The organism is Micromonospora sp. NPDC049275 (genome assembly GCF_043197115.1).
GTDB lineage: Bacteria > Actinomycetota > Actinomycetes > Mycobacteriales > Micromonosporaceae > Micromonospora.
This window is the reverse complement of the sequence record NZ_JBICSN010000021.1, coordinates 1-24,221: the sequence shown is the minus strand read 5'-3', so window position 1 is coordinate 24,221 and position 24,221 is coordinate 1. Positions and strand designations below refer to the sequence as shown.

The following is a 24,221-nucleotide window of genomic DNA, read 5'->3' as shown; positions in this document are numbered from 1 at the left end:
GCTGTGTTGTCGGCTCACGCTAGAAGTGACGTCACCCACGGGCTATGTGGCGGAAACACACAAGTAACCGGAGGGGGGTGGCCGAGGGTTACAGCGGGCCGCACTACCACCCGGTGACCCGCGCCCCCGATGGCCCGAATCCCCACGGACCGCGCGAGCCGTGTGTCGCCTCGCGCCATCCGGCCCGCCCGCTCAATCGCAGGGCCCGTCGTGGTCGGCCGGGCGCGGACACCGCCGACGCCCGCCGAGCAAACGGTCACAGAAGACCCGATGTCGTACGCCCTGAGCATCCTCTTCCGACACCGTCGTCTCGGCACGGTCCACGTCGGCGAGGAAACCCAGCGCCCGCGTGATCGCCCGAGCGAAGCGCACCGCTCCCGACAGGTCCTCCGCGACCACCGGCAGGTGCACCACGAACCGTTCCCGCCCCGCGCCCATCCTCACCTCATCCACTCTCGCCTCGTCGGCTCCTCGTCGGCTTGGTGGGCGGTCCGGTGTGCGGGTAGGGGACGCCCACCGGACCGCCCGGCCCCACACCCGCAGCCCAGACGGCGGTACGAACGCGGAGCCCATCTCACGCCCGCACCCCGAGGGTTTGCCGAACCAACCGGAGCCGGACACCAGCAACCTACACCAAATACTTGTGTAGGTCGACGGTGCGAAGCAGCGACACCACAACCTGTTGCAGTAACTGGTGTAGGCCGGCATGATCGAAGACGCCGAACCGACCGGAGTCCTCACCATGCCCACCGCAGAAGCCCCATATCGTCGCATCGCCAACGAGATCGCCGCGAAGATCAAGAGCGGCGAACTGAAGCCGGGCGACAAGCTGCCGTCCACTCGGGAACTCGCCGAGAGCTACGCCGTGCACATGAACACCGCCTCGCGGGCGCTCTCACTGCTGCACGACCGCGAACTGATCACCGGTCAACCGGGCCGCGGCACCTACGTAGCCGAGCGACCACGCGACTGACTCGTCGCACTGTCAGATCAAGGACTTGGCGGGTGCCTCGAACTAGCACTCGTTGCCATCGATGCTGGTAGGCGGGGTGCCAGTGTCGGGTGCTGCGCTCGACGCGAACAGCGGGGCCAAAGGGAATCACACTCTTCGCTACCTTTGCATCACCGTTGGTGACGCGAGGGAGGCTCGATGTCGGCGAATGACGACTTCTTCCGGTCCCGCAAGGCCGCCGCCGTACTCAAGCACGGCATCCTGAAGCGCTACCCGGTCGTCTTCGCGTCCAAGACCGGCCAGGGCAAACCGGTCGTCTTCCTGGACGGTTACGCCGGACGAGGCGAGTATGAGGAGGAAGGCGAGGAAGGTTCGCCGCTCCTGCTGTCCCGGTGCGCCGACACGGTCAGGGGCTTTCGAAGCGTGCTGCTCTTTTTCGTCGAGAAGAATCCTTCCAACTTCGCCAATCTGGAGCGGGTTCTGGAGCAGCGCGGGGGCTCGACGAGGCGCATCCTTCGGCAGGGCGACGTCGCGGATCACCTGCCGGAGGTCCTCTCGGTTGCTCGTCAAGCTTCGCTCTTTGCCTTCCTCGATCCGTTTGGCCTTGCGCTTGATTTCGGACTGGTGCGCTCAAGGCTCCTCGGTCGACCGGCTACTCCGCCGACGGAAGTTCTCCTCCACTTCAGCGTCTCTACCATCGCCAGGATGGGGCGAGCGGTTCAAGTGGCGCGCTCCAGAGGCGGTCAGTTGCCTCCTGCTGAGCAGAAGACGGCTGACCACCTCACGAGGTTTCTGGGAGATGACTGGTGGCGGGAGCACTTTGCTCGGGTCACCGGCGACGGAGATGAGGAGACCGCGACCGACGTCGCCCTCAAGGTCGGCGCCGAGTACGAGAAGCGCCTGACCACTGGGACGAGCTTCAGCGCGATAACGATGCCCGTCCGACCACGTCCGGAACTCTCCCCGAAGTATGTCCTGATGTTGTTCACCAGGCACGCGGAAGGCGCGTGGCACTTCGCCGATGCCCTGGGGCAAGCAGGCGTGGACCTGGAGGAAGCCCGGTACACCAGCCAGATGACTCAGGACACTCTATTTGGGTCGATTCCGTTCGACCGGAATGCATATGTGAACGGCAACCTGCCGCGGGTGGCGCGAGTTGTTGAGCAGAACATCGTTCGGATGCTTGGGGAATCGAGCCGGGTCCAGCTAGCGGAGCGGGTGCCTGAGGTTTATCGGGGAGTGCTCGGCCAGGCGTGGACGCGGCATGCGCGGCAGGCAGTCAAGTCGCTACACCGGCAAGGTCTGATTGACCACAGCGGCGTCGGGGACTTCTGGAAGGAGCCCATTCGGCGTCTCTGAGAGGCGGATCCTCAACGAAGGTCCGCCTGATTGCCCTCAGGCCGCAGCGGCCACGCGAGGCGTTGGCATCTCATCCCAGGTACGGCCGTCAAGTAGGCGACCGCCCGCCTTGGGTGTGCGACCACCCCACTGCTTGAAGAAGAAGGCGGTTCCCGCCTGGCCGCACTGGTCGCGGAGATCGGCAACCCAAGACGGGTTCATCGGGCGACAGCCCTGGCCCGACTCGCCACCCGCGATCAACCAGTCAATTCCGGCGAGGTCGAGCCGCGGCAGCGGACCAAGCAAGGGCTCGGCCGAGATGAAGCGAACCGCCGCCGGCACCTGCCGAAGAAAATCAATCCGGGATCGCTGACTGTCGTCCTCGACGCTTACACCCATCCAGACGTTCGCCGGCCAGTCAAGATCGTGAGCAACCTTGGCGAGTCGAACTGCGCGCTTCGTCAACACTTGGAAGGTGTGGCGTGGCGTCTCGCGCATGACGTCGAAGACTTGCTGCACGTAAGCAAAAGGAACCCTGGCGTGGAAGAGGTCCGACATCGAGTTGACGAAGACCGTCCGGGGGTCACGCCAGCGTCGCGGTATATCGAGGGCATCAGGGTGGAGCGCCACACCGAAACCCGGCCCAGAGGTGCGGGCGTCACCATCGGTCTGATACTTGGCCGAGCCCATGGCCTTCAAGCGCTTGGCGAGAGTCATGGCATAGCAGTTGTCGCAGCCCGACGAGATGCGGTCACAACCGGTGGTGGGATTCCAGGTTGCTTCCGTCCACTCGATGGCGCTTTTGTCTGCCATGCACCTCTCCTTCCACTCGACGGGCCAATACTGTCGAACAACCGTACGCATGGGAAGGGTTGCGCGGCGTGTCGGCCCGTCATCTTCACTGGCTACGAAACCGCCAGCCATGCCGCCAAAGCACGCGGGACAGATTGCGCGCAAGTGCGATTCGTTTACGGCATCAGCTCCATAGCGTCCGCAGCGTGATGGCCGCGCCCGCGAGGGCCCCCGAGCGTCAGCCCGGATGTGTCGCTGGCCCGTCGTCCGGGTGGCGGACGACGGGCCAGCGGGTGGGCCGGGCGTGATCGGCCCGACGGTCGACTCGGAGCGGATCAGCTCCGGGCCGAGGTCAGCTCGGCGGAGACACCCGCCGGGGCTCGGACTGGGTCAGAGGCCGGCGCGGGCGGCGACGGCGGTGTCCGGGTGGTCGCTGAAGACGCCGTCCAGACCCAGACCGAGGAAGAGCTCGTACTCGGCCGTGATGTCGCCGCGCGCGTTCGGGTCGGTACCGATTCGGAAGTCCACGGGGAGGAACTGGTTCTCCGCGCGGAACGTCCAGGAGTGCACCAGCAGCCCATCGCGGTGCGCGTCGCGTACCACGTTGGTCGGGGCGAGCAGGGCGCCGGCGGCGTCCCGGGGCACGATCAGGTTCTTGTTCGCCCCGATGCCGTCGGCGTACCCGGCGATCCACTTCAGGCCGGCCGCCGTGGCGAGGTCCTGGTAGCTGCGGGTGTCGCCGGCGGCTGTGAAGTCGTACGGGCGGCCGGTGGCGTCGAGCAGCTGGACGAGCTTCACGTCGGTCAGCCGGCTGAGGCGACGCAGGTTGGCCGTCTCGAACGACTGGATGAAGACCGGCGAATTCTTACGGTCCAGCTTGTTCTGCCGCAGCACCTTCAGCAGCGGCTCCTCCAACGGCAGGCCGATCGACGTGAAGTAGGTCGGGTGCTTGGTCTCCGGGTAGATGCCGATGGTGCGGCCCCGTGTCCGCCCCTCGGTCCGGGCCAGGTCGATGACCTCCTGGAGGGTGGGCACCTCGAAACGTCCGTCGAAGGCGGTGTTCGCGACGCGTACCTGCGGCAGCCGCTCCTTGGCCCGCAGCGTCTTCAGCTCGGCCAGAGTGAAGTCCTCGGTGAACCAGCCGGTCACGGCGGCGCCGTCGATGGTCTTCGTCGTCTTGCGGGCGGCGAACTCCGGGTGCGTCGACACGTCTGTGGTGCCGGAGATCTCGTTCTCGTGCCGGGCGACCAGAACACCGTCGGAGGTGGACACCAGGTCCGGCTCGATGTAGTCGGCACCCATCCGGATCGCCAGCCGGTACGCCTCCAGGGTGTGCTCCGGGCGGTAGCCGCTGGCGCCCCGGTGACCGATCACGATCGGACGGTCGATGCCTCGGGCGCGGGCCGCCCCGGTCGAGGGGTCGGCGGCGGCCATCGTGGGCACGGCCACTGCCGCCGCGAGCAGCACGCCGGCCACGCCGAGGGTCGAGAGGGTACGTCGCAACGCCGTCTCCTGTCCTTGGGGGATGTCGCAGACAGCAGACCGCCCGCGATTGACCGGGAGTTGGTCGATGGCTGGACGGCAGGTGAATCTCCGGAATGGGCGTTCCCACTCGGGCAGACACCCAGAAAAGGAAGATTGTCTGGTGCGCCGGTTACTCCGCAACCCCGTGCGGCTGGTGCCGCTGGGGTTCCTGGTGCCGATCCTGCTCGGCACCGGGCTGCTGCTGGCACGCTGGTCGACAGTCCAGCACCAGCGTCCACCCCTGATCACGGCCCTGTTCACCGCCACCTCGGCGCTGTCCGTCACCGGCATGGCCGTCACCGACACCCCCAACTACTGGTCCGGCTGGGGCCTGTTGGTGATCACCCTGCTCACCCAGCTCGGCGGTCTCGGCATCCTCACCGTCGCGGCGCTCGTCATCCTCGTCGTCTCGCGCCAGCTCGGTCTGCGTAACCGGCTGCTGGTGCAGGCCGAGACGGCGGAGTTCGGCATCGGCGACGTGGCCCGATTGCTGCGCCGGATCGCGATCACCGTCTTCGCCTGCGAGGCGGTGATGACAGCGGTGGTCGCCGGCCGGCTCTGGTGGGCGTACGACTACACGCCCGGTCGAGCCCTCTGGTCGGGCGTGTTCCACGCCGTCCAGGCGTTCAACAACGGCGGCTTCTCGCTCTACACCGACGGTCTGCTGGCCTTCGACCGCGATCCGTGGGTGTCGCTGCCGCTGGCGTTCGGTGCCATCGTCGGCGGGCTCGGGTTTCCCGCCCTGTTCGAGGCCGTACGCGAGTGGCGCAGGCCCACGCGCTGGACGGTGGCCACCAAACTGACCATCTGGGGCAGCGCGGCGCTGGTACTGATCGGTGTCGCCGGTCTGCTCGCCGCCGAGTGGACGAACGTCAGCACCATCGGCTCGTACGACGTCGAGGGCAAGGTGCTCGCGTCGTTCACCCAGATCGCCTTGAGCCGCACCGGCGGCTTCAACGTGCTGAACATCGCGGACCTGCAGGAGGAGAGCTACCCCCTGCTGATCGTGCTGATGTTCATCGGCGGCGGCAGCGCCAGCACGGCCGGTGGCATCAAGGTGTCCACGTTCTTCCTGCTGGCGTTCACCATCTGGGCGGAGCTGCGCGGCGAACCCGACGTGACGGTCGGGCACCGCCGGGTGGCCACCGCCAGCCAGCGACAGGCCGTCACCGTGGCCCTGCTCAGCGTCGCGCTGGTCACGGCCGGGACGATGGTCCTGCTGCTGCTCACCGAGGGCGTGCGGTTCGTCGCCGCCCTGTTCGAGGTCACCTCCGCGTTCAGCACCACCGGGCTGACCATCGGCCTGGCCGCCGAGCTGCCGGCGAGCGGTCAGGTGGTGTTGACCGTGCTGATGTTCATCGGCCGGGTCGGGCCGCTCACCCTCGGGTCGGCGATCGCCCTGAACACCAGGCGCAAGCTCTACCGCTATCCCCAGGAACAACCCATTGTCGGCTGACGAAGAGGAGGGTCGAGGTGTCGGCGAGACGATCGGACGGCAGCGGCATCGTGGTGATCGGGCTGGGTCGGTTCGGCTGCCACCTGGCCGGTGCTCTCACCCGGATGGACCGTGAGGTGCTGGCCATCGACCGCGACCCGGATCAGGTGCAGCGCTTCTCGACCCAGCTCGACCGGGTGGTCCAGGCGGACGCGACCGAGGAGAACGCCCTGCGGCAGCTCGGCGTTCCCGGCTTCGGCCGGGCGGTGGTGGCCATCGGGGCGTCGGTGGAGGCGAGCGTGCTCACCGTGCTGGCGCTTGTCGAGCTGGGTCTGCCGCAGATCTGGGCCCGCGCCACCTCGCAGAAACACGCGAAGATCCTGTCGTCGGTCGGCGCGCACCACGTGATCTTCCCCGAGGCGGAGACCGGGGACCGGGTTGCGCACCTGATCGTCAGCCGGCTGCTCGACTTCATCGAGTTCGACGACGACTTCGCTATCGCCACCGTCCGGGTGCCGCAGTCGCTTGTCGGCCGTACGCTGCTCGACCTGCGCCCGGACGAGCGCTACGGGGTCCGGGTGATAGGCGCGAAGGTCCCGGGCGAACGTTTCCGGTACGCCTCGGACGACACCGAACTACCGGAGGGTGGGGTGCTGGTCGTGGAGGGCGGGATCGAGCAGGTGCAGCGGTTCGCGGGGCGGCGCTGACCATCACTTCCGGTGCGCGCCGTGCCCCGCGGGGGCCTTCACCCTTTTCCCGGACCACCCTGCCCCTTGCCCTTCCCGGGCTTCTCGGGCTTGGGTGCGGCCTTCGCCGGTGCCTTCGGTGCGGTCGGCGCCTTGGGCGCAGCCTTCGTCGTCTTCTTCGCCGGGGCCTTCGCCGGGGGCGCCTTGGTCGGCGGAGCCGTGATCGGGGCCGTTCCGGCCACCCCCGAGACGCGTACTCCGCAGGTGGCGTCGCCGAGACGGAACTCCACAGGCAGCGGGTTCGCCCCGCTGTACGTCCCGGCCAGGGTGAGCTTCTCGGCCGCGCCCGGCGCCAGGGTCGTCCGCTGTGCCGCGGGCCGGATCTGCACCGTGCCGCCCTGCTGCTGCACCGGGGCGGGCTGCGCCTTCGTCACCTTCTGCTGGCCGGGGAACGTGAAGTGCATCGTCCAGTCGCGCAGCTCGCGGGCGCTGGTGTTGGTCAGGGTCAGCTCGGCCGTGAAGTCCTTGCCGGAGTCGGTACGCAGCGCGTACGCCACCTCGCAGGGCGCGGTCTCGGGCAGGCCCATCCGTGCCTCGGTCGTGGGCCGGTCCTCCCCGCTGGCCGGGCTGCGGGAGGTGAACCCCCACATCGCCCCGGTGACCGCGATCAGCCCGACGGCTGCCACTCCGGCCTCCACCCGTCGCCGCCGGTTCACCCGTCCGGCGCGGCTGCGCCGGGTACGCGACAGCGGAAGCGCGTCCGTCTCGGCCGACCAGGGCAGGATCGTGGTGCCGGCGTTGGCCAGGGCGTCGGGGTCCAGCGGACCGCCCGCCGGCGAGACCGGCACCGCCGCCAGCATTCCGGCCGCCTCGGCGAGGGTCCGGGCCAGCTCGGCGGTGGCCGGTCGGTCGGCAGGACGCTTGGCCAGACAACGCCGCACCAGGTCGGTCACCTCCTCGGGCAGCCCGGGTACCGCCGGCATCGGGTCCGGCTCGCTGTACATGTGCGCCCGCAGCATCTGCGTGGTCGTGTTCGCCTCCCACGGCAGCCGACCGGTGAGCATCCGGTAGAGCAGCAGCCCCACGGCGTACACGTCGGTGGCCGGCGAGACCTGCCCGTTGTCCAGCCGTTCCGGCGCGAGGTACGCGGGCGTGCCCAGCAGCGCGCCGTCCGGCCCCTTCTCGCTCTCCCCGACCAGCGCGGAGATGCCGAAGTCGACCACCTTCACCCCGGTCGAGGTGAGCATGACGTTGCCCGGGGTGACGTCGCGGTGCACGACCCCGCGACCGTGCGCGGTGGCCAGCGCGGAGCTGACCTCCGCGCCGATCGTCACCGCCTCACGCCACGGCAGCCGCACCTCCCGGCCGAGTCGACCGGCGAGCGAACCACCGTCGACGAGCTCCATCACCACGTACGGCACGGTCAGGCCGACCTGGTGGGACTCGCCGTAGTCGTACACGTTGGTGATGTTGGGGTGGCAGAGCCGCGCGGCGGCCTGCGCCTCGACGCGGATCCGGTGCCGGAAGGCCCGGTCGCTGGCCAGCCGCGAGGCCAGCACCTTCACCGCGACCTGGCGGCCCAGCACCTCGTCGTAACCGCGCCAGACCACCGACATGCCGCCCGCGCCGAGCTGCTCGATGAGCCTGTACCGCTCATCGAGCAGTTGCGCGCCGTTCCGGTCCCCACCGCCCATGGTGGCCGTTGTTGCCCGCAGGCGACCGGGCTACACCTCAAGGATCGGAATCGGTCAGGAATTTCACCCGATCAGGCGGTCGCCAGCAGTTGGTCCACCGGGGCGTAGTCGTCGGTCAGCACCAGCGCCTCCCCGACGAAGTCCGTGAGGTCCACGCCGGAGAGAAGGCTGACGCTCCTGTCGACCTCGTCGAGGCGGGCGCGGACGGCGGCCAGCGGCAGCGGCGCGTCGGAGCCGACGATGACGAAGTTGCTGCCCCGCTCCTCGGCGAGCGCCTCCGGCGGGGCGATCAACGCGACGTGGGTGAACTCGGCGGCCACCGTGGCCAGCTCGGCGCGGATGAACCGCAGCGGCGGGTAGTCGATGACGTTCTGCACGTACACGCCACCGGGGCGGGTCACCCGCCGGATGTCGGCGGCCATCTCCCGGGTCGCCAGGTGCCAGGGCACCACCAGGTGACCGAACGCGTCACCGACGACCAGGTCACGGCTGTCCGCCGGCTCACCGGCGACAAGCATCCGGGCGTCACCCACCACCGCCCGCAACCCCGGCCCCGGGCGTACGCCCAGCTCCCGCTCGCCCAGCTCGACGAGCCCACCGTCGATCTCGAACACCACGTTGTCGGTGCCCGGCCGGGTGGCGGTCAGGTACGTCGGCACGGTGAATCCGCCGCCGCCCAGGTGCAGCGCGTCCAACCGTTGCCCGGCCGGCGCGACCACGTCGGCGACCGCGCCGATCCACTTGGTGTACGCGTACTCCAGGTGTTTCGGGTCGGCCAGGTCGACGTACGAGTGCTGGGCCGAGTTGAGCAGCAGCATCCGGCCGCTGGGCCGGGCCGGATCGGTGGTGATGCGGGCGCAGTGGTACGCGGTCTCGATGTCGCACGGGTTCGGCGCGACTGTGGACAGCCCCGCCCCGACCAGGCCCAGCACGGCCAGCGCCGCCCGGGTGCGGGCCGGACCAGGCAGCTCGGTGGACGCCTGGCGGCGCAGATACCAGCCGAGGCCGAGGCCGACCAGCCCGAGTGCCACCGCCAGCGCCAGCACGATGACAGTGCTGGGTAGGGCGGCGACCAGCACGAAGCCGGTGAGCAGGGTGGCCGTGATGCCGCCCAGGGTGCCGATGCCGGACAGCCGGCCGACCACCTGGCCGGTGCGGCGCAGGTCGGCGAGTTGGAGCTTCACCACAAGCGGGGTGACCGCGGCCAGCAGCGCCGCCGGCACGAACACGGCGAGCGCCACCAGCAGCAGGATGGCGCTTGCCGCCCCACCCCGCAGGACCTCCCCGGCGTAGCGCACCACGGGCAGGGTCACCGCGGTGGCGATCCCGGCCAGCACCAGCGCGGGCGCCAGCAGACCGCGCGGGTCACGCCGGTCGGCGAGCCAGCCGCCGGACCACGCCCCGTACGCGATCGCGGCCAACGCGATGCCGATGACCGAGCTGGTCACCTGGAGGGTCACCCCGACGTACGGGCCGACCAGGCGCAGCGCGACAGTCTCCAGCACCAGCACGGCGCCGCTTGCGAAGAAGACCAGGAAGGCGGCCAGGCCGCCCGGCAACGCCCGACCTGTGACCGGCGTCGACGGGTCCGAGGCGACCGTCGTGGTCGCGACGTCGGACGGTGAGGTGCTCATCGTCGCGATGGTACGCAGCGAAGCTGGCGTCCCGGGTCAGTACATCGAGAGATGAACATGGTTCGTGTGGCTGGCGGCCGGGCTGCCGCTGCCGCTGTACGACCGCCACCCGGTGCCCGGATGCCAGATCTGCCGATACCAGATCACGTAGAGCACACCCAGCCGGTCGGCGTTGCGCACGTGCCAGGCGGCCAGGCTGTCCCCGTACGCCTTGTCGCCACCTGTCGCGTTCTTGTCCTGGAAGCCGCCCGCGGCGGCCGAGAAGTCGCAGGCCCGGCCCTTGGGGTGCTCGCCTCCGCCACCGCTGCGCTTGCAGGAGACGTACCGCTTGTAGCCGGCGGCCTGGGTCTGCTTGAGCGCGTTGAGAGTGCGCGGGGTGATGCAGCCGGACGTCGTCGGATCCTTCACGGAGCAGGACTCCGAGGGCCAGGACCCGTCGGAGTTGCGCGGGGCCGGCTTCGCCGACGCGGAGCTGCCGCCGCTGAACCCGTTGCTGGTGCCCGAGCTGACCTCGGCGAGCGCCGCCTCGGCCTCCTTCTTCTTCTTCGCCATCACGGCGAGCTGCTTCTGCTGCTCACGAACCTCGGTGTCGATGGCGATCTTGGCCTGCTGGGCCTCCTGCCGGGCCTCGGTGAGATCGCGCAGCCGCTTGCTGTCCCGCTGGGCCATCAGGTCGAGGTCGGCGGCGCGTTGCAGGAACGCCTGCGGCGTGGCCGTGTTGAGCAGCATCGCCGTCGGGGTGAGCCGACCGACCCGGTACGACTGCGCGGCCACCTCGCCCACCTGGGCGCTGAGCACGACCAGCCGACCCTCGACGGTCTTCAGCTCCCCGGTCAACGCCGTCTGCCGGCGCTTGGAGTTGTCCAGCTTGGCCTTGGCCTCGATGTGGCCCTTGGCGGTCAACTCCAGCGCGTCCTGCAACTTCTTGGTGCCACCCTCACCGGGCTCCGCGTACGCGGGCACTCCACCGGCGAGCACCAGCGCGACGGCGGTGAGCAGAGGGAGCAGTACGCGGCGAACGCGCCGCTGGCTGAGCCTGGTCCTGGGCACGACAGCGTCCTTCCGTCGACCGCCGGCCCCCGGTGAACTCTGCGCGGCGGCGTCCCCGCCGGCGCCGGTCGGCGGCCTGCTGGCGGAGACCGCCGGTCACGATACCGGAACGCGCGCCAGCGACCAGCCCCGTGACGGCCCACCGGCCCCGGTGTCGACGCAGCGTGGCGCCGCCGTCGCACGCTGCGCGAAAACGCCACGCCGTCGTCGTCGCGGTGCGCGGATCAGACGCCGAGCAGAGCGTCGTGCACCTCGGTCCAGACCTGTTCGTTGACCGCCACGAGCAATCCGCGACCCTCGTCGGCGGGGTGGTAGTCGACGCCGTCGAACCGGCGGGCGACACCGCCCGCGGCGCGGACCAGCAGGGTGCCCGGCGCGTGGTCCCACGGCAGGGTGCGCCAGAAGAGGGCGAACTGCTGCTCGCCGGTGAGGATGTCCAGGTACTCCCGGCCGGCACAGTGCTGGCCGGGCAGCAACTCGCCGAGCCGCCGACCGCCGTCGCGGACCCGGTCGCGGGCCTCCGGCGGCAGGAACCGGGTCATCGCCACGCCACGCAGGTCACCCAGCGACGGCACCGCGTCGGCGGCGTCGACCGGCTGGCCGTTGAGCAGGGCTCCCTCGTCGGCCCAACCGGCGGCCAACGTCTCGGCCAACGGGTCGAGGATCCATCCGGCGGTCGGACGGCCGTCGGTCAGCAGTGCCACCATCAGGGCGAACGGCCGGCGGCCGGCGGCGAAGTTGGCGGTGCCGTCGACCGGGTCGACCAACCACACGTCGCCGCCGTCGCGCAGGTGCCGCAGCAGACCCGGGTCGTCGGCGACGCCCTCCTCGCCCACCACCACCGAGCCCGGCCGCAGCCTGCGCAGCCCGGCGGAGATCAGCTCCTCGGCCCGACGGTCGGCGACGGTGACCACCTCACCGGGCGCCTTCTCCGACACGTCGGCGTCGTCGAGCTTGCGGAACAGCGGCACCACGACCTGGCCGGCGGCCTCCCGGAGCAGGTCACCGACGTCGTCGAGCAGGGTGTCAGCCACGCGGCGGCAACTTGACCACGCTGACGAAGAACTCGTCGATCTGTCGGACCACGGCGATGAAGCGCTCGAAGTCCACCGGCTTGGTCACGTAGGCGTTGGCGTGCAGCTGATAGCTGCGCAGGATGTCCTCGTCGGCCTGGGAGGTGGTGAGCACGACCACCGGGATCCGACGCAGCTCCGGGTCGTTCTTGATCTCTTCCAGCACCTCCCGGCCGTCCCGGCGGGGCAGGTTGAGGTCGAGCAGGATCAGGTCGGGTGCCACCGCGTCGGCGTACTGGCCCTCCCGCCGCAGGTAGGCGAGCGCCTCGGCGCCGTCGGAGACGACGGTCAGGCGGTTGCGCAGCTTGTGCTCCTCGAACGCCTCCTGGGTCATCAACACGTCACCCGGATCGTCCTCCACGAGCAGGACCTCGATCGGGCTCTTGCCGTCCGCCGGCGCGGTCATCCCACCGTCTCCCTCATGTCACCCGTTCTACCGCTTTCCGACGCCCCGTCGGCCCGGTCCGGCTGGTCCGGCCCGGCGGAGTGCTCCGGCAGCGCGGACGACGCCTCGTCCGCGGGCGTCGGCTCCCCCGCGTCGGCCGGCTGCGGCTGCTCGGCCGGGTCGGCGGTGGTGGCGGCCGCCGCCTCCACGTCCTCCGGGCGGGCCGGAAGGGTGAACCTGATCGCCGTGCCCTCCGGCACGTCGGTGTCCACCCAGACCCGGCCGCCGTGATATTCCACGATCTTCTTGACGATCGCCAATCCGATGCCGGTGCCCGGGTACGCGTCCTTCGAGTGCAGACGCTGGAAAATCACGAAGATCTTGTCGGCGAACTCCGGCTCGATCCCGATGCCGTTGTCCTGGCAGGTGATCTCCCACTCCGCGCCGACCAGCCGGGCCGAGATGTGCACCTTCGGCGGCGCGTCCGGACGACGGAACTTGATCGAGTTGCTGACCAGGTTGGCCAGCAGGTTGGTGAGCAGCGGCTCCTCGCCACGGATCACCGGCAGGCCGGTCCAGGTCAGCTCCGCGTCGGCGTACTGCCGGGCGGCCTCGGTCTGACCCGCCACGTCGCCCATCACCTTGTTGAGGTCGACGTCGACGAAGCCGGTGGTGAGGCGGCCGATCCGGGAGAACGCGAGCAGGTCATTGATCAGGCGTTGCATCCGCTGCGCGCCGTCCACCGCGAAGGCGATGTACTGGTCGGCCCGCTCGTCGAGCTGCCCGGCGTAGCGGCGCTGGAGCAGCTGGCAGAAGCTGGCCACCTTGCGCAGCGGCTCCTGCAGGTCGTGGGAGGCCACGTACGCGAACTGCTCCAGGTCGCGGTTGGACCGGGTCAGCTCCTCGGCCTGCTTCTGGAGCTGGCTGTTGACCCACTCGATGCGCTCGCGAGCCTCCCGCACCTCGGCCAGGTCGGAGGCGATCTTCTGGCGCATCGCGTCCACGTCGTCGCCGAGCCGGATGAACTCCGGTGGGCCGACGGTGGCGATGCGGTGCTGGTAGTCGCCCTCGGCGACCTCGCGGACCTGGGTGGCCAGCCCGGTCAGCGGCCGGATCACCATCCGGTCCAGCGAGAGCAGCAGCACCGTGCCGGCCACGACCACCACCAGGGCCGCGATGATCAGCAGCAGGACCAGCAGGTTGCTGCTGTTGCGGACGTTCGCCGCGGACTGTTCCCGGGCTGCCAGGATCTCCTGCTGGAGGTCGTCGACTGCCGACCGCACCTCGTCGAAACGCTGCCGGGCCTGCTCGGTGACCAACGCCTGGCCGGCGCGGGTGCCGTCCTGTTCCGTCGTGGTGATCACCGGCTCGGCGACCGACACCCGCCACTGCTCGGCGCGTTCCTCGACGATCCGCAGTTCCTGCCCGATCTGCGGGTAGTCGTGGAGCAGCGCCCGCATCGCGGAGACGGTGGCCTTCTCCTGGTCGAGCCCCGCCTCGTACGGGCCCAGATCGGCCGGGTCACCGCTCACCGCGTACCCGCGAACCGCCGTCTCCTGGTCGAGCACCGCGTTGAGCAGTTCCTGCGACTGCACCCGCAGCGGGCCGGTCTCGTTGAGGATGGCGTCGATCTGGGTGCGGTTGCGCGCGGCCATCGCGGCCTCCGCGGCGGCAAGGCCGATCAGCAGCACGCCCACGACCGTGAGCAGCGTGATGACCCGGCGGCGCAGACTCCAGCCGCCGACCACCGGCTTCACCGGCCACCGCCCCGGCTGACCAGCAGCATGGCCACGTCGTCCGCGAGCGGGCCGCCGTTGATCTGCTCGGCCCGACCGACCAGCCAGGCCGGCAGATCGGGCAGCGACACCTCCCGGTTGGCCGGCTCGTCGAGCAGCCCGCTCAGGCCCGGCACGTCGAGCCGTTCGTTGCCGGCGCCCACCCGCCCCTCGATCAGGCCGTCGGTGTACATCAGCAGGGACCAGTCATCGGTGTCGAACTCCAGGTCGTAGGCGATCGGCCGGCGAGGTCGTACGCCCAGCAGCAGGCCGCCGGGCGCGGGCACCGGGACGACCCGGCCGCCGGAGAGCAGCAGCGGTGGCGGATGCCCGGCGAGTCGGACGGTGGCCCGGTTGGCGTCCAGGTCGAGTCGGGTGGTGGCCACCGTCGCGAAGATCTCCTGGAGTCGGCGCTCACTCATCAGCACCTGCTCCAGCGCGGGCAGCACCTCGTCGTCCGGCACCCCGGCGAGCACAAGCGCCCGCCAGGCCACCCGCAGTTCCACACCGAGCGCGGCCTCGTCCACCCCGTGCCCGCAGACGTCCCCGACGATCAGGTCGAGACGGTCCGGACGGGTCTGCACGACGTCGAAGAAGTCCCCGCCGATCAGGGCGGCGTGCCGACCCGGTCGGTAGAAGGTGTGCACGGCCACCTGGTCGGTGGTCATCAGCGGTTGCGGCAGCAGGCCGCGTTCGAGGCGGGCCGACTCGGCCTGGCGCAACTCGACCTCACGCAGCCGGCGGGCGTTCTCGTCGGCGCGCTTGCGCTCGACCGCGTAGCGCAGCGCCCGCGTCAGCAGCACGCCGTCGACCTGGCCCTTGACCAGGTAGTCCTGTGCGCCCTCGGCGACGGCCACGACACCCAGGTGCTCGTCCGAGCGCCCGGTCAGCACGCACACCGCCGCCCCGCTCGACATCTCCAGCACCAGGCGCAGCCCGTCCAGCCCCTGCGCGTCGGGCAGACCCAGGTCGAGCAGGACGCAGTCGACGCCGGTGATCCGCTGCCGCGCCTCCCGGAGGCTGGTGGCGACCACCAGGTCGATCATCGAGTTCGTCTCGGCGAGCAGCTCGCCGACGAGGAAGGCGTCGCCCTCGTCGTCCTCCACCAGCAGCACCCGCAACCGCTCGCCGGGCGGCAGGTTGCCGTGCCGCGCCAGGCCACCGTGCGGGTACGGCACGACGGGGGAACCGGCCAGGCCGCTTCCCCGGTACGGCCGGGTCACCGCCGCGAGACGCGGGAGTTCGCTGGTGATGTCGGGCTCCTTTCGAGTGCCCTGCTGATCCTGTATTAGACAACGGTCGCACACAACACGATGGGCGCGGCACGGGCGGGCATGGGCCGGGTCACTGCTCGCCAGGGGACAAACCGGGCGGCCGAGCCCTCCGCCGACGGGCGGGAGATCGGTGGACGCCCGGCCATCCCATCCCGTTTCGCCGGAGGGCAGGATGGTGCCACCCCAGGCCCCACCACCCCCGAGGAGTTCGGATGGGCGCACCCCCCACCCCCGTCACGGCGGGCGTACCGCTCCGGCCGGGTCCGGGCGTACCCCCGGCCGACCGTGCGCTGACCCGACCGCGCCGGCGGCTCCTGGCCGCCGCCGCGGCGCTTGTCGCGCTGGCGGCCGTCGGCGCCGGCAGCCTGCTCGACCTGCGCACCCCGACGCCGCGACCGGCGGACGCGCCGCCGGGTGATTTCAGCGCCACCCGGGCGTACGAGGACGTGCAGGTGATCGCGGCCCGATCGCACGTCGCCGGTAGCCCCGCCAACGACCAGGTCCGCGCGCACCTGGAGCAGAAACTGCGCGGCCTGGGCCTGGAGACGGAGGTGCAGGACACCGTCGCACCCGAGGCCGGCCAGCTCAGTGGAGCGGCCGGCGGGGCGACACTGGCCCGGGTACGCAACGTGGTGGCCCGACTGCCCGGCACCGACCCGACGGGGCGCGTGTTCCTGGTCGCGCACTACGACTCGGTGCAGACCGGGCCGGGCGGCAACGACGACGCGGCCGGCACGTCGGCCATCCTGGAGGTGGCCCGCGCGTTGACCACCGGCCCGCGGCCCCGCAACGACATCGTCTTCGTGCTTACCGACGCCGAGGAGGCGTGCCTCTGCGGCGCCGCGGCGTTCGCCGCGAGCCATCCGCTGGCCGCCGACGGCGGTGTGGTGCTCAACCTGGAGGCGCGCGGTGCCACCGGTCCGGTGATCATGTTCGAGACGTCGAAGAACAACGCGAAGCTCGTGGACGTCTTCGGCCGGGCCGCCCCGCACCCCGTCGGCACCTCGTTCGCGGTGGAGATCTACCGGGCACTGCCCAACGACACCGACTTCACCGCCTTTCTCGACCAGAAGTTCGTCGGGCTGAACTCGGCGTACATCGACGGCGGCGCGATCTACCACACGCCGTTGGACACCCCTGCGGCGATGGATCGGGGCAGCCTCCAGCAGCACGGGGACAACGCGCTGGGCATGGCTCGGGAGTTCGGCCGCACCGACCTCACCGACCTCCGCTCCGGATACGACGCGACCTACTTCCCCGTCCCGGGTGGGCTGGTCCGCTACCCGGGATGGCTCGTGCTGCCGCTGGCCCTGCTCGCGGTGCTGGCCGTCGTGGCACTGGGCTGGCTGACCCGCCGCAGCGGCCGGGCCAGCACCGGACGGCTGGCCGCCGGATTCGGCCTCGCTCTCGTGCCGATAGTCGTCGCGCCGGTCGCCGCGCAACTGCTCTGGCTGGCGATCACCGCGATCCGTCCCGGGTACGCGGAACTGCTCGACCCGTACCGGCCGATCTGGTACCGGTTGGCCGTGCTGGCGCTCGCCACCGCCATCCTGTTCACCTGGTACGCGCTGCTCCGCCGCCGGATCGGCCCGGCGGCGCTCGCCGTCGGCGGGTTGGCCTGGCTGGCCCTGCTCGGGGTGCTGCTCGCCGTGGCGGTGCCCGGCGGGGCGTACCTCACCACAGTGCCGGCCCTGGCCGGCGCCCTCGGCGGGCTGGTCGCGCTGCGGACCCGGCGGACCGGGCCGTGGCCGGTCGTGGCGGTGACGGCCGCCGCCGCGGTCGGCGTGGTGATCCTGCTGCCGACGGTGGTGCTGCTCTTCCCCGCCCTGGGCATGGCGATGGGTGGGGTGGCCGCGCTTGTCGCGGTGCTGCTCGGCCTGGCCGCCCTGCCGGTGGTCGACCTGCTGCACCCGCAGGCCGGCGGCCAGCGGGGCATACTGGCGCTGCGGGCCCGCCGGCTGGGCGTGCTGCCGGCGGCAGCCGCCGCCGTGGCGACGGTGGTGCTCGCCGGGGTCGGGCTGCGCGTCGACCGGTTCGACGCCGCCCACCCCGCGCCCACCCACCTGATGTACGCCCTGGACGCCGGCACCGGGCAGGCCCGCTGGCTGAGCCACGAGACCGACCCGCAGCCGTGGACGGGCGGCTACGTCGGCGGGGTGGCCGACGTCGGCGACGACTTCCCCGGGCTCGGCGACGGTGAGCTGCGGTCCGGGCCGGCGCGGGCAGCGAACCTGCCGGCGCCGAAGCTCGACGTGCTGGCCGACACCAGCGCCGGCGGTGAGCGCACACTGCGGCTTCGGCTCACCCCGCAGCGGGCGGTCCGACTCGCCACCCTGCACGTCGACACGGCGACCGCCACCGTGCTGCGCGCCGAGGTGTCCGGCCGCCAGGTGCCGGTGGAGCCCCGCGCGGGCAGGTGGGGGTTCGGACTGGTCTTCCACGCCCCGCCGCCGGAGGGTGTCGAGATCAAGTTGACGCTGCGGCCGATCGCCACGCCTGTGGCGCTGCGGGCCATGGACGCCAGTGACGGGTTGGACGCGCTGCCCGGCTTCCGGCCCCGACCGCCGGCCGTCGGCGTGGTCGGATCGCACAGCTCCGAGATGCTGGCGGTCGCCCGCACCTATCCCCTCTGACAAGACGAACCGGTGGGTCCGGCGGCGCACACCAGCCGCCGGACCCACCTGTCAGTGCGGCGCCGCCGGGCCCAGGTCGCTCGGGTCGGTGTTGCCACCGCAGACGATCAGCGCCACCCGCTCGCCCGCCTGCGGCACGTACGCGCCGCCGACCAGGGCGGCCAGCGCCGCGGCGCCGCCGAACTCGGCGGCGACCCGCAGCTCCGACCAGAGCAGCCTCCGCGCCCGCGCCAGATCCTCGTCGCGCACCAGCACGGAGACCACGCCGGTACGACGGGCAGTCTCGAAGGCGATGTCGCCGATGCGGCGGGCACCCAGCGAGTCCGTGGCGATGCCGCCCACCTCGATGTCGACGGGCCGACCCGCCTTGAGGGCGGCGTGCAGGGTGGGGATCTGCTCCGGCTCGACGCCGACGACGCGCACCGACCCGTCGAACCAGGTCGCGATGCCCGAGACCAACCCACCACCGCCGACCGCCACCAGCACTGTGTCGATCCCGTCGAGCTGGCGCTCCAACTCCCGACCCACGGTGCCCTGACCGGCCACCACCTCCGGCTGGTCGTACGCGTGCACCACAAGCGCCCCGGTCTCGTCTGCCCGCTGGGTGCTGGCGGCCAACGCCTCGGCGTAGTGCTGGCCCACCTGCCGCACCTGCGCGCCCAGCCCGGCCAGGCGCTGCACCTTCACCGGCGAGGCGGTGACCGGCACGAAGACCTCCGCAGGCACGCCCAGCGACCGGGCCGCGTACGCGACCGCCAGGCCGTGGTTGCCCCCCGACGCGGCGATCACCCCCGCCGACGGCAGCGCGCCCTGGAGCATCCGGTTGAACGCGCCGCGCGTCTTGAACGAACCGGTGTGCTGGTGCAGCTCCAACTTCAGGCTGAGCAGGCCGGGCACCCCGAGGTCGGCGCCGTCGACGGTGATGACAGGCGTCTGACGGACCCGCCCCTCGACCAGCGCCGCAGCGGCCTCGACGTCGTTTCTGTCCACCATGGGAAACGCCCTTCACTACGACCAGAGAGCCAGTCGACAGTCGTCGGTGAGCCCGACGAAGCATCCTATGGAGATGCGCCGGCCATCCGTCGCCGGAGGCACCGTCTGATAGTGGCACGGGTCAAACCGGGGCCGCGAAACGTGACACGGGCGGGCAGAATGCCATCCATGCGCCGGCTCGCCACCGTTCTCTGCCTGCTCACTGCCGTGCTGCCGGGAGTGGCTGCCTGCGCGGATCCCCGGACGAGGCCCGCAGACGAGGCCCCCGTATGGGGCACCTACGAGGCCGAGGTGAGCGGCGTGACCCCCGGTCCGGGCGACCGGGCGGTCACTGTGCACGTCAAGGCGCTCGCCGGTCGCGACGGCTGCTCCCGCAACGTCCAGGTCGGCTATCACCAGGAGGAGAATGGCGTCATCTTCGCCAACATCGTGCAGGAATCGGCCGAGTCCGCCACGTTCGGCGCCTGCCCGACCTTCGCGCCCGTCGAGGTGACCCTCACGTCGGCGGAGCCGATCGGCAACCGCCCGCTGTCGCTCAACCAGAAGACGTGGGCACTGAAGAGCGGCGCCTACACCGGGTGCGACGAGAACCTGGGCTGCAACCCACCGAAGGACCGCTGCGACCCGACCTGGACGCGCGCGGCCGTACGGGGGATGGACGTCTCCCGCCACTCGCAGGGTCACGTCGAAGCCTGCGACGGGGAGTGGCTGGTCATGACTGTGGCCGACGACCCGACACCGTGCGGCGTCGAGCCACGCCCCGGGTGCGAGGTGAACACCGCTGTGCGGCGCTACTTCCTGCGTAGCGAGCCGGCCGGATGGTCGACTGTCGCCCGGACCACGTCGGGTGGGTGCGACGTGATTCGCAAGGCGGCGCCTGCCTTCCCCCGGAAACTCTGCACCTCCCTGAAACCGACGGCCCGATTCGTCACCGTGGCACCAACGCTGCCGTCCGGCCGGCCCGGCGGATGACGCGAGTAGCCCCCTACCTGGACGCTGCCCATCAGCGCGTCCAGGCCACGAACCGCTCGTACAACTCAGCCGGCGCCACCTCGGGTAGCTCGGCGACGACGACGAAGAGCAGCCCACCGACGTACATGGAAAGGCCGATGCGGTCCCGCCCGTACGCCTCGGCCAGGCGCACCCGCGCGGGATGGCACGGCCAGGGCGTGTCCGGCGCACACATCTGACAGTGCCACTGCGGCCGGCGTGGCAGGTGCTCTCCGTTCATCCGGCGATCCAGCGCTGACACCGACCGTTCAGCCTGATTGGCGCGTGCAGTCTCCCGTCCTCCACCCATCACCGAACCGCCATCGCGTCTCCCGCCGGTCACTGCGCGTGCTCGTCCGATACACCGTGCGGCGGTACGCTCACATCGGTCGACGGGTTGCGCGTTGCCAACCCGCACCGGCAACCCGGCAACTCCGGCGGGAGGCGCGAGACACGCCGACATTCGGCACCCGAATGCGGGCAGCTCGGGAAGCGCGCGGGCTCAGCCTTGCCGCTCTCGCCGAGTTGCTGCCCGCCGACAAGGGGCACCTCTCCCGGCTTGAGAACGGCCGTCGCCGACCCGGCGAGGACCTGGCCCGCCGGATCGACGACGTCCTCGCCGCTCGCGGGGAGCTGATCGCCTGCGCCGCCTTGGATGTCGCCGCCGCCACCGACATCCGGCCGTCGGAGACCGTCGAACTGCTGCATCGCATGCACGCCAGCGACACCGCCCCCGCCACCATCGAGACGTTGCAGGCGACCGTGACCGAGCTGTGCTGCCAGTACGGGTGGCGCGACGCTAGGGAACTCCGCGTCGAGGGGCAGGGTTGGCTGCGTGAGGTCGCCCGGCTGCTTCAGCGACCCACCGGGCTACGGCAGCACCGCGAACTGCTGGTGTGCGCGGGCTGGCTGGCACTGCTGATCGGCTGTGTCGAGTACGACCTCGGCATGCGCGCCAGCGCCGAGGCCACCCGCACTGCCGCCCGCCAGCTCGGTGACGAAGCCGGTCACGCTGCCATCACCGGCTGGGCGTGGGAGATGACGGCCTGGTTCGCACTCACCCAGTCCCGGCACCAGGCGGCGCTGACGGCCGCCCGAGCTGGACAGGAAGCCGCCGGTCGGCAGCGGGTGGGGGTGCAACTGATCGCCCAGGAAGCAAAGGCACTGGCACGCCTCGGCGACCTCCAGGGCGCGCGGACGGCGCTCGATCGAGGTCGGCGGCTACTCGACGACCTCGGTGCGCCGGATCGGCCCGACAACCACTTCGACGTCGATCCCGGCAAATGGCTGTTCTACGCGATGGACGCCTACCGCCTCGCCGAACACGACACGCTCGCCGAGCACTACGCCAACGAGGTTCTGCGTCTCGGCACCGGATCGGACGGCATCGAGCGGTCACCCATGCGGATGGCCGAAGCCAGACTCACTCTCGCCGCCACAGCGCTGCGTGCCGGCGAGCTGGATCGGGCCGTCGAGCAGGGAGTGAAGGCGTTCTCCGCTACTCGCCGGTCCCTGCCATCGCTGCTGCTCGTCGCCGGCGAAGTCGACGTCGAACTTCACCGTCGCTACCCCCACGAGCAGGCCACCGCCGACTTCCGGGACGCGCTGAACGCGATGCGATAGCCACACGCGGAAGCAGCGACACCGTGGCCGCTAATCCACGCTCTTGCCGAGGGAGAGACCCGCGTCGGTGTAGCCGTGCCGGCTGTAGAAGCGCACGGCATCGGTGTTGCGGTGGTAGATGCCCGCCGACAGATACCTGATCCCCCGCCCGCCTGCCCAACGTTCGGCCGCTGCCAGCAACGCTGATCCCACGCCAAGCCCTCTGGCTTCCGGCAGCACAACCGTGTGCACCTGGGCCGAAGGCTCAGGACGCAGGATCTGATGCTCGGGCGGATCGGGATGCGGCAGCACCTCGACCATCCCGACAACCTTGCCGTCATGGGCCTCGGCGACGAGGAGGCCGTCCTGTCCGGCCTGGTCGGTAAGCATCGCCACGAAGTGGCGCATTACCGCGTCACGCTGCGGGACGCGGTAGACGGAGGCGTCGAGGGCAAGGTGTGCCTGGGCGTTGGCCAGGCGCAACTCCACCAGCGAAGCGACGTCCGACAAGCGCGCTGGCCGAATCTCCGGAGATGCCTCCCGCATCCTCCCGATCCTAGGACCGAGGCGTAAAGCGATACGGGGCCGTCGAGCCGGTCGCACTACCCTCATCGTCATGCCGCACCTGGACGCCGCCGATCCCCTGCCGCGCCGTCCCCGTCGCGTACTGGTCGCCGGGACCTCGGGCTCCGGAAAGACGACCCTCGCCGCCCGCATCGCCGCGTTGTTGCAGGCGCCGCACGTAGAGATCGACGGCCTCTTCCACGGCCCCTCGTGGACCAGGCGTCCCTCCTTCGAAGACGACGTACGCCTCTTCAGCGCGGGCCCCTCCTGGGTGACCGAATGGCAGTACAAGGCGGTCCGCACCCACCTCGCGGACCTCGCCGACCTGATGGTGTGGCTCGATCTGCCAAAGATCACCGTCATGCGCCAGGTCGTCCGGCGGACCGTCGTGCGCCGCCTTCGACGGCAGCGGCTGTGGAACGGCAACGTCGAACCGCCCCTCTGGACCCTGCTCACCGACCCCGAGCACATCGTCCGCTGGGCGTGGAACACGCATCCCCAGACCGCCGCGCGCATCGAGGCCCTGGCGGCCCGGCGTCCGGACCTTCCCGTGGTCCACCTCCGCAGTCACGTCGCCGCCGATCACTGGCTGCACGGCCCACTGAAGCAGGCTCAAGGCAATGAGAAGTAAGCGCGCTACCGGCTGATCGGTGGGGCTACGACCAGTTCGGTTTCCGGGTCGTGGTCAATCGCCGAAGGGCCGGCGACGATCAGGGTGGCTCGGGACCACGGTCGTTCGCGCAGAATGAAGGGCAGTTCCTCCCGCAGCCAGTTCGTCACGTGCTCCTGCTGTTCGGGGGAGTCGCCGTCGCGAGCGACCAGCAAGCGCTCCTGCTCATCAAGATCGCCCTGCAGGTACACCGAGGCGTCCAACCACGGGCCAAGTTCGTCCCGGATGATGCCGGTCCCCTCGATCCAGATGAAGTCGGTGCCGGCAGGAATGGTGATCGACCCAGCCCGATCGTGGCTGATCCAGGCATCGGGACGGAAGTTCACCGATTCCCCTCGGTGCAGGGGTTGCAGGATGTTCTCGGCGAGTACGGCGCCCCAGTCGAAGTAGGCATGGTTCCAGGCGACGTCGTCGGTGTGCACGATGGCGGAATTGGCCTCGACCTTGCGCAGCCTCTCCGCCAGGGTCGTCTTACCCGCACCACCCCGGCCGTCGATCGCGATCACCCGCGGGCGTCCGGTGACGTCCGGTGCTGCGTCGCGGAGCTGCCGGACGGCGTCGAACACGGTCACCACCCGCCAGCCAACGGCTTCGGTTTCACCGGGATGTAGGCGCATCGACGGTTCGTACCCCCAACACCTGTCGGTGATGCCGCGCCGCGGCCTGTCCCACCCCCGTGCTCTACTCCCGTCATGCATGTCGTGGTCGCAGGCGCACTCGTCGACAACGACGCGGTCCTGCTGGCACATCGCAGGCTCATGCCATTCCGGTACGGCACTTCGTCCTTCACGCCGACGAAGACACCCTCCGCGGGCGTATCGAGGGGGAACACCCCGTCCCCTCCCCGTTCCGCCTCCAGTACCTCAAGCCCTATGCCGAGGCGGCCCGGACGTGGCTTCATGCCGAGGCCGAGGTCGTCGACACCACGCACCTGACTCCCGCCCAGGCCGCGATGCGGATCGTCCGAGCCACCAGGGGAGACTCAGGCGTCCAACCTCGGGAATCCGATTGAGTCAAGGGCAGGTCGGAGGCTGTGTCGCTGCTACTTCCAACGGTATTGGTCTAGGCCGTGTTTCGTAGGGCACGAAGCCATTGGTTGATGGCGGCGATGGTGAGGGTGGCTTCGTAGCGCACGGCGAGTTTGTCGTATCTGGTGG

Annotated in this window: 22 protein-coding genes; 8 read left to right on the top strand and 14 right to left on the bottom strand. The window is 70.6% G+C overall.

Annotated features, from left to right (window positions below; translation table 11 throughout):
- Nucleotides 1-192: 192 nt before the first annotated feature.
- Nucleotides 193-453, bottom strand: coding sequence for a hypothetical protein (locus ACGFIE_RS32120; protein WP_393301952.1), 261 nt, complete (start codon nt 451-453; stop codon nt 193-195).
- A 253-nt stretch (nt 454-706) separates the two neighbouring features.
- Between ACGFIE_RS32120 and ACGFIE_RS32115 the strand changes: the two genes are divergently transcribed.
- Together ACGFIE_RS32115 and tcmP are read left to right on the top strand one after the other, a co-directional pair.
- The gene (locus ACGFIE_RS32115; RefSeq protein ID WP_358109721.1) at nt 707-973 is read left to right on the top strand and encodes a winged helix-turn-helix domain-containing protein; all 267 of its coding nucleotides are present in this window, start codon (nt 707-709) and stop codon (nt 971-973) included.
- A gap of 177 nt (nt 974-1,150) precedes the next feature.
- Nucleotides 1,151-2,311 (top strand): three-Cys-motif partner protein TcmP, encoded by a 1,161-nt coding sequence (gene tcmP / locus ACGFIE_RS32110; protein WP_393301949.1) that lies wholly within the window; start codon nt 1,151-1,153, stop codon nt 2,309-2,311.
- Nucleotides 2,312-2,347: 36 nt separating this feature from the next.
- Here tcmP and ACGFIE_RS32105 read toward each other — a convergent pair whose 3' ends face one another.
- A complete protein-coding gene (locus ACGFIE_RS32105) occupies nt 2,348-3,103 on the bottom strand; it encodes a DUF5131 family protein (RefSeq protein WP_393301946.1) in 756 nt (251 codons plus the stop codon).
- A 369-nt stretch (nt 3,104-3,472) separates the two neighbouring features.
- On the bottom strand, nt 3,473-4,585 hold the full coding sequence (locus ACGFIE_RS32100) for a glycerophosphodiester phosphodiesterase (protein ID WP_393301944.1): 1,113 nt from the start codon (nt 4,583-4,585) through the stop codon (nt 3,473-3,475).
- Nucleotides 4,586-4,727: 142 nt separating this feature from the next.
- Between ACGFIE_RS32100 and ACGFIE_RS32095 the strand changes: the two genes are divergently transcribed.
- A complete protein-coding gene (locus ACGFIE_RS32095) occupies nt 4,728-6,062 on the top strand; it encodes a TrkH family potassium uptake protein (RefSeq protein ID WP_393301941.1) in 1,335 nt (444 codons plus the stop codon).
- Nucleotides 6,063-6,079: 17 nt separating this feature from the next.
- Nucleotides 6,080-6,748: a TrkA family potassium uptake protein gene (locus ACGFIE_RS32090; protein WP_363684391.1), complete on the top strand. Its 669-nt coding sequence runs from the start codon at nt 6,080-6,082 to the stop codon at nt 6,746-6,748.
- A 38-nt stretch (nt 6,749-6,786) separates the two neighbouring features.
- Here the strand turns inward: ACGFIE_RS32090 and ACGFIE_RS32085 are convergent, their stop codons facing one another.
- The 7 genes from ACGFIE_RS32085 to ACGFIE_RS32055 all read right to left on the bottom strand — a co-directional run bounded on the left by ACGFIE_RS32085 (nt 6,787) and on the right by ACGFIE_RS32055 (nt 15,561).
- Nucleotides 6,787-8,421, bottom strand: coding sequence for a serine/threonine-protein kinase (locus ACGFIE_RS32085; RefSeq protein ID WP_393301938.1), 1,635 nt, complete (start codon nt 8,419-8,421; stop codon nt 6,787-6,789).
- A gap of 71 nt (nt 8,422-8,492) precedes the next feature.
- The gene (locus tag ACGFIE_RS32080) at nt 8,493-10,055 is read right to left on the bottom strand and encodes a fused MFS/spermidine synthase (protein ID WP_393301935.1); all 1,563 of its coding nucleotides are present in this window, start codon (nt 10,053-10,055) and stop codon (nt 8,493-8,495) included.
- A gap of 36 nt (nt 10,056-10,091) precedes the next feature.
- The gene (locus tag ACGFIE_RS32075; RefSeq protein ID WP_393301932.1) at nt 10,092-11,105 is read right to left on the bottom strand and encodes a coiled-coil domain-containing protein; all 1,014 of its coding nucleotides are present in this window, start codon (nt 11,103-11,105) and stop codon (nt 10,092-10,094) included.
- Nucleotides 11,106-11,329: 224 nt separating this feature from the next.
- Entirely contained in the window at nt 11,330-12,139 is an 810-nt protein-coding gene (locus ACGFIE_RS32070) for an inositol monophosphatase family protein (protein ID WP_393301929.1), read from the bottom strand.
- Nucleotides 12,132-12,584, bottom strand: a complete 453-nt coding sequence (locus ACGFIE_RS32065; RefSeq protein WP_358109695.1) for a response regulator — start codon at nt 12,582-12,584, stop codon at nt 12,132-12,134. Before ACGFIE_RS32065 ends, ACGFIE_RS32070 begins: the two co-directional genes overlap by 8 nt.
- Nucleotides 12,581-14,320 (bottom strand): ATP-binding protein, encoded by a 1,740-nt coding sequence (locus ACGFIE_RS32060; RefSeq protein WP_393301926.1) that lies wholly within the window; start codon nt 14,318-14,320, stop codon nt 12,581-12,583. The genes ACGFIE_RS32065 and ACGFIE_RS32060 overlap by 4 nt, the downstream gene beginning before the upstream one ends.
- The gene (locus ACGFIE_RS32055; RefSeq protein WP_393301923.1) at nt 14,317-15,561 is read right to left on the bottom strand and encodes a PP2C family protein-serine/threonine phosphatase; all 1,245 of its coding nucleotides are present in this window, start codon (nt 15,559-15,561) and stop codon (nt 14,317-14,319) included. The genes ACGFIE_RS32060 and ACGFIE_RS32055 overlap by 4 nt, the downstream gene beginning before the upstream one ends.
- 263 nt (nt 15,562-15,824) lie before the next feature.
- Between ACGFIE_RS32055 and ACGFIE_RS32050 the strand changes: the two genes are divergently transcribed.
- Nucleotides 15,825-18,245 carry a M28 family peptidase gene (locus ACGFIE_RS32050; protein ID WP_393301921.1) on the top strand — a complete coding sequence of 807 codons (2,421 nt, stop codon included), beginning with the start codon at nt 15,825-15,827 and terminating at the stop codon, nt 18,243-18,245.
- 51 nt (nt 18,246-18,296) lie between these two features.
- Here ACGFIE_RS32050 and ACGFIE_RS32045 read toward each other — a convergent pair whose 3' ends face one another.
- Nucleotides 18,297-19,238 (bottom strand): threonine/serine dehydratase, encoded by a 942-nt coding sequence (locus ACGFIE_RS32045; protein ID WP_363684407.1) that lies wholly within the window; start codon nt 19,236-19,238, stop codon nt 18,297-18,299.
- A gap of 168 nt (nt 19,239-19,406) precedes the next feature.
- On the opposite strand from ACGFIE_RS32045, the gene ACGFIE_RS32040 reads away from it, so the two are divergent.
- Complete coding sequence (locus ACGFIE_RS32040; RefSeq protein ID WP_393301918.1) at nt 19,407-20,210, top strand: hypothetical protein; 804 nt, start codon at nt 19,407-19,409, stop codon at nt 20,208-20,210.
- Nucleotides 20,211-20,241: 31 nt separating this feature from the next.
- Here the strand turns inward: ACGFIE_RS32040 and ACGFIE_RS32035 are convergent, their stop codons facing one another.
- A complete protein-coding gene (locus ACGFIE_RS32035) occupies nt 20,242-20,469 on the bottom strand; it encodes a hypothetical protein (protein WP_266246476.1) in 228 nt (75 codons plus the stop codon).
- Nucleotides 20,470-20,702: 233 nt separating this feature from the next.
- On the opposite strand from ACGFIE_RS32035, the gene ACGFIE_RS32030 reads away from it, so the two are divergent.
- On the top strand, nt 20,703-21,851 hold the full coding sequence (locus ACGFIE_RS32030) for a helix-turn-helix domain-containing protein (RefSeq protein ID WP_393301915.1): 1,149 nt from the start codon (nt 20,703-20,705) through the stop codon (nt 21,849-21,851).
- A gap of 30 nt (nt 21,852-21,881) precedes the next feature.
- Here the strand turns inward: ACGFIE_RS32030 and ACGFIE_RS32025 are convergent, their stop codons facing one another.
- Nucleotides 21,882-22,376, bottom strand: a complete 495-nt coding sequence (locus ACGFIE_RS32025; RefSeq protein WP_393301912.1) for a GNAT family N-acetyltransferase — start codon at nt 22,374-22,376, stop codon at nt 21,882-21,884.
- 70 nt (nt 22,377-22,446) lie between these two features.
- Between ACGFIE_RS32025 and ACGFIE_RS32020 the strand changes: the two genes are divergently transcribed.
- Nucleotides 22,447-23,025 carry an AAA family ATPase gene (locus ACGFIE_RS32020; protein ID WP_363684411.1) on the top strand — a complete coding sequence of 193 codons (579 nt, stop codon included), beginning with the start codon at nt 22,447-22,449 and terminating at the stop codon, nt 23,023-23,025.
- A gap of 5 nt (nt 23,026-23,030) precedes the next feature.
- Here the strand turns inward: ACGFIE_RS32020 and ACGFIE_RS32015 are convergent, their stop codons facing one another.
- On the bottom strand, nt 23,031-23,813 hold the full coding sequence (locus tag ACGFIE_RS32015) for a uridine kinase (protein WP_393301909.1): 783 nt from the start codon (nt 23,811-23,813) through the stop codon (nt 23,031-23,033).
- Nucleotides 23,814-24,221: the final 408 nt, after the last annotated feature.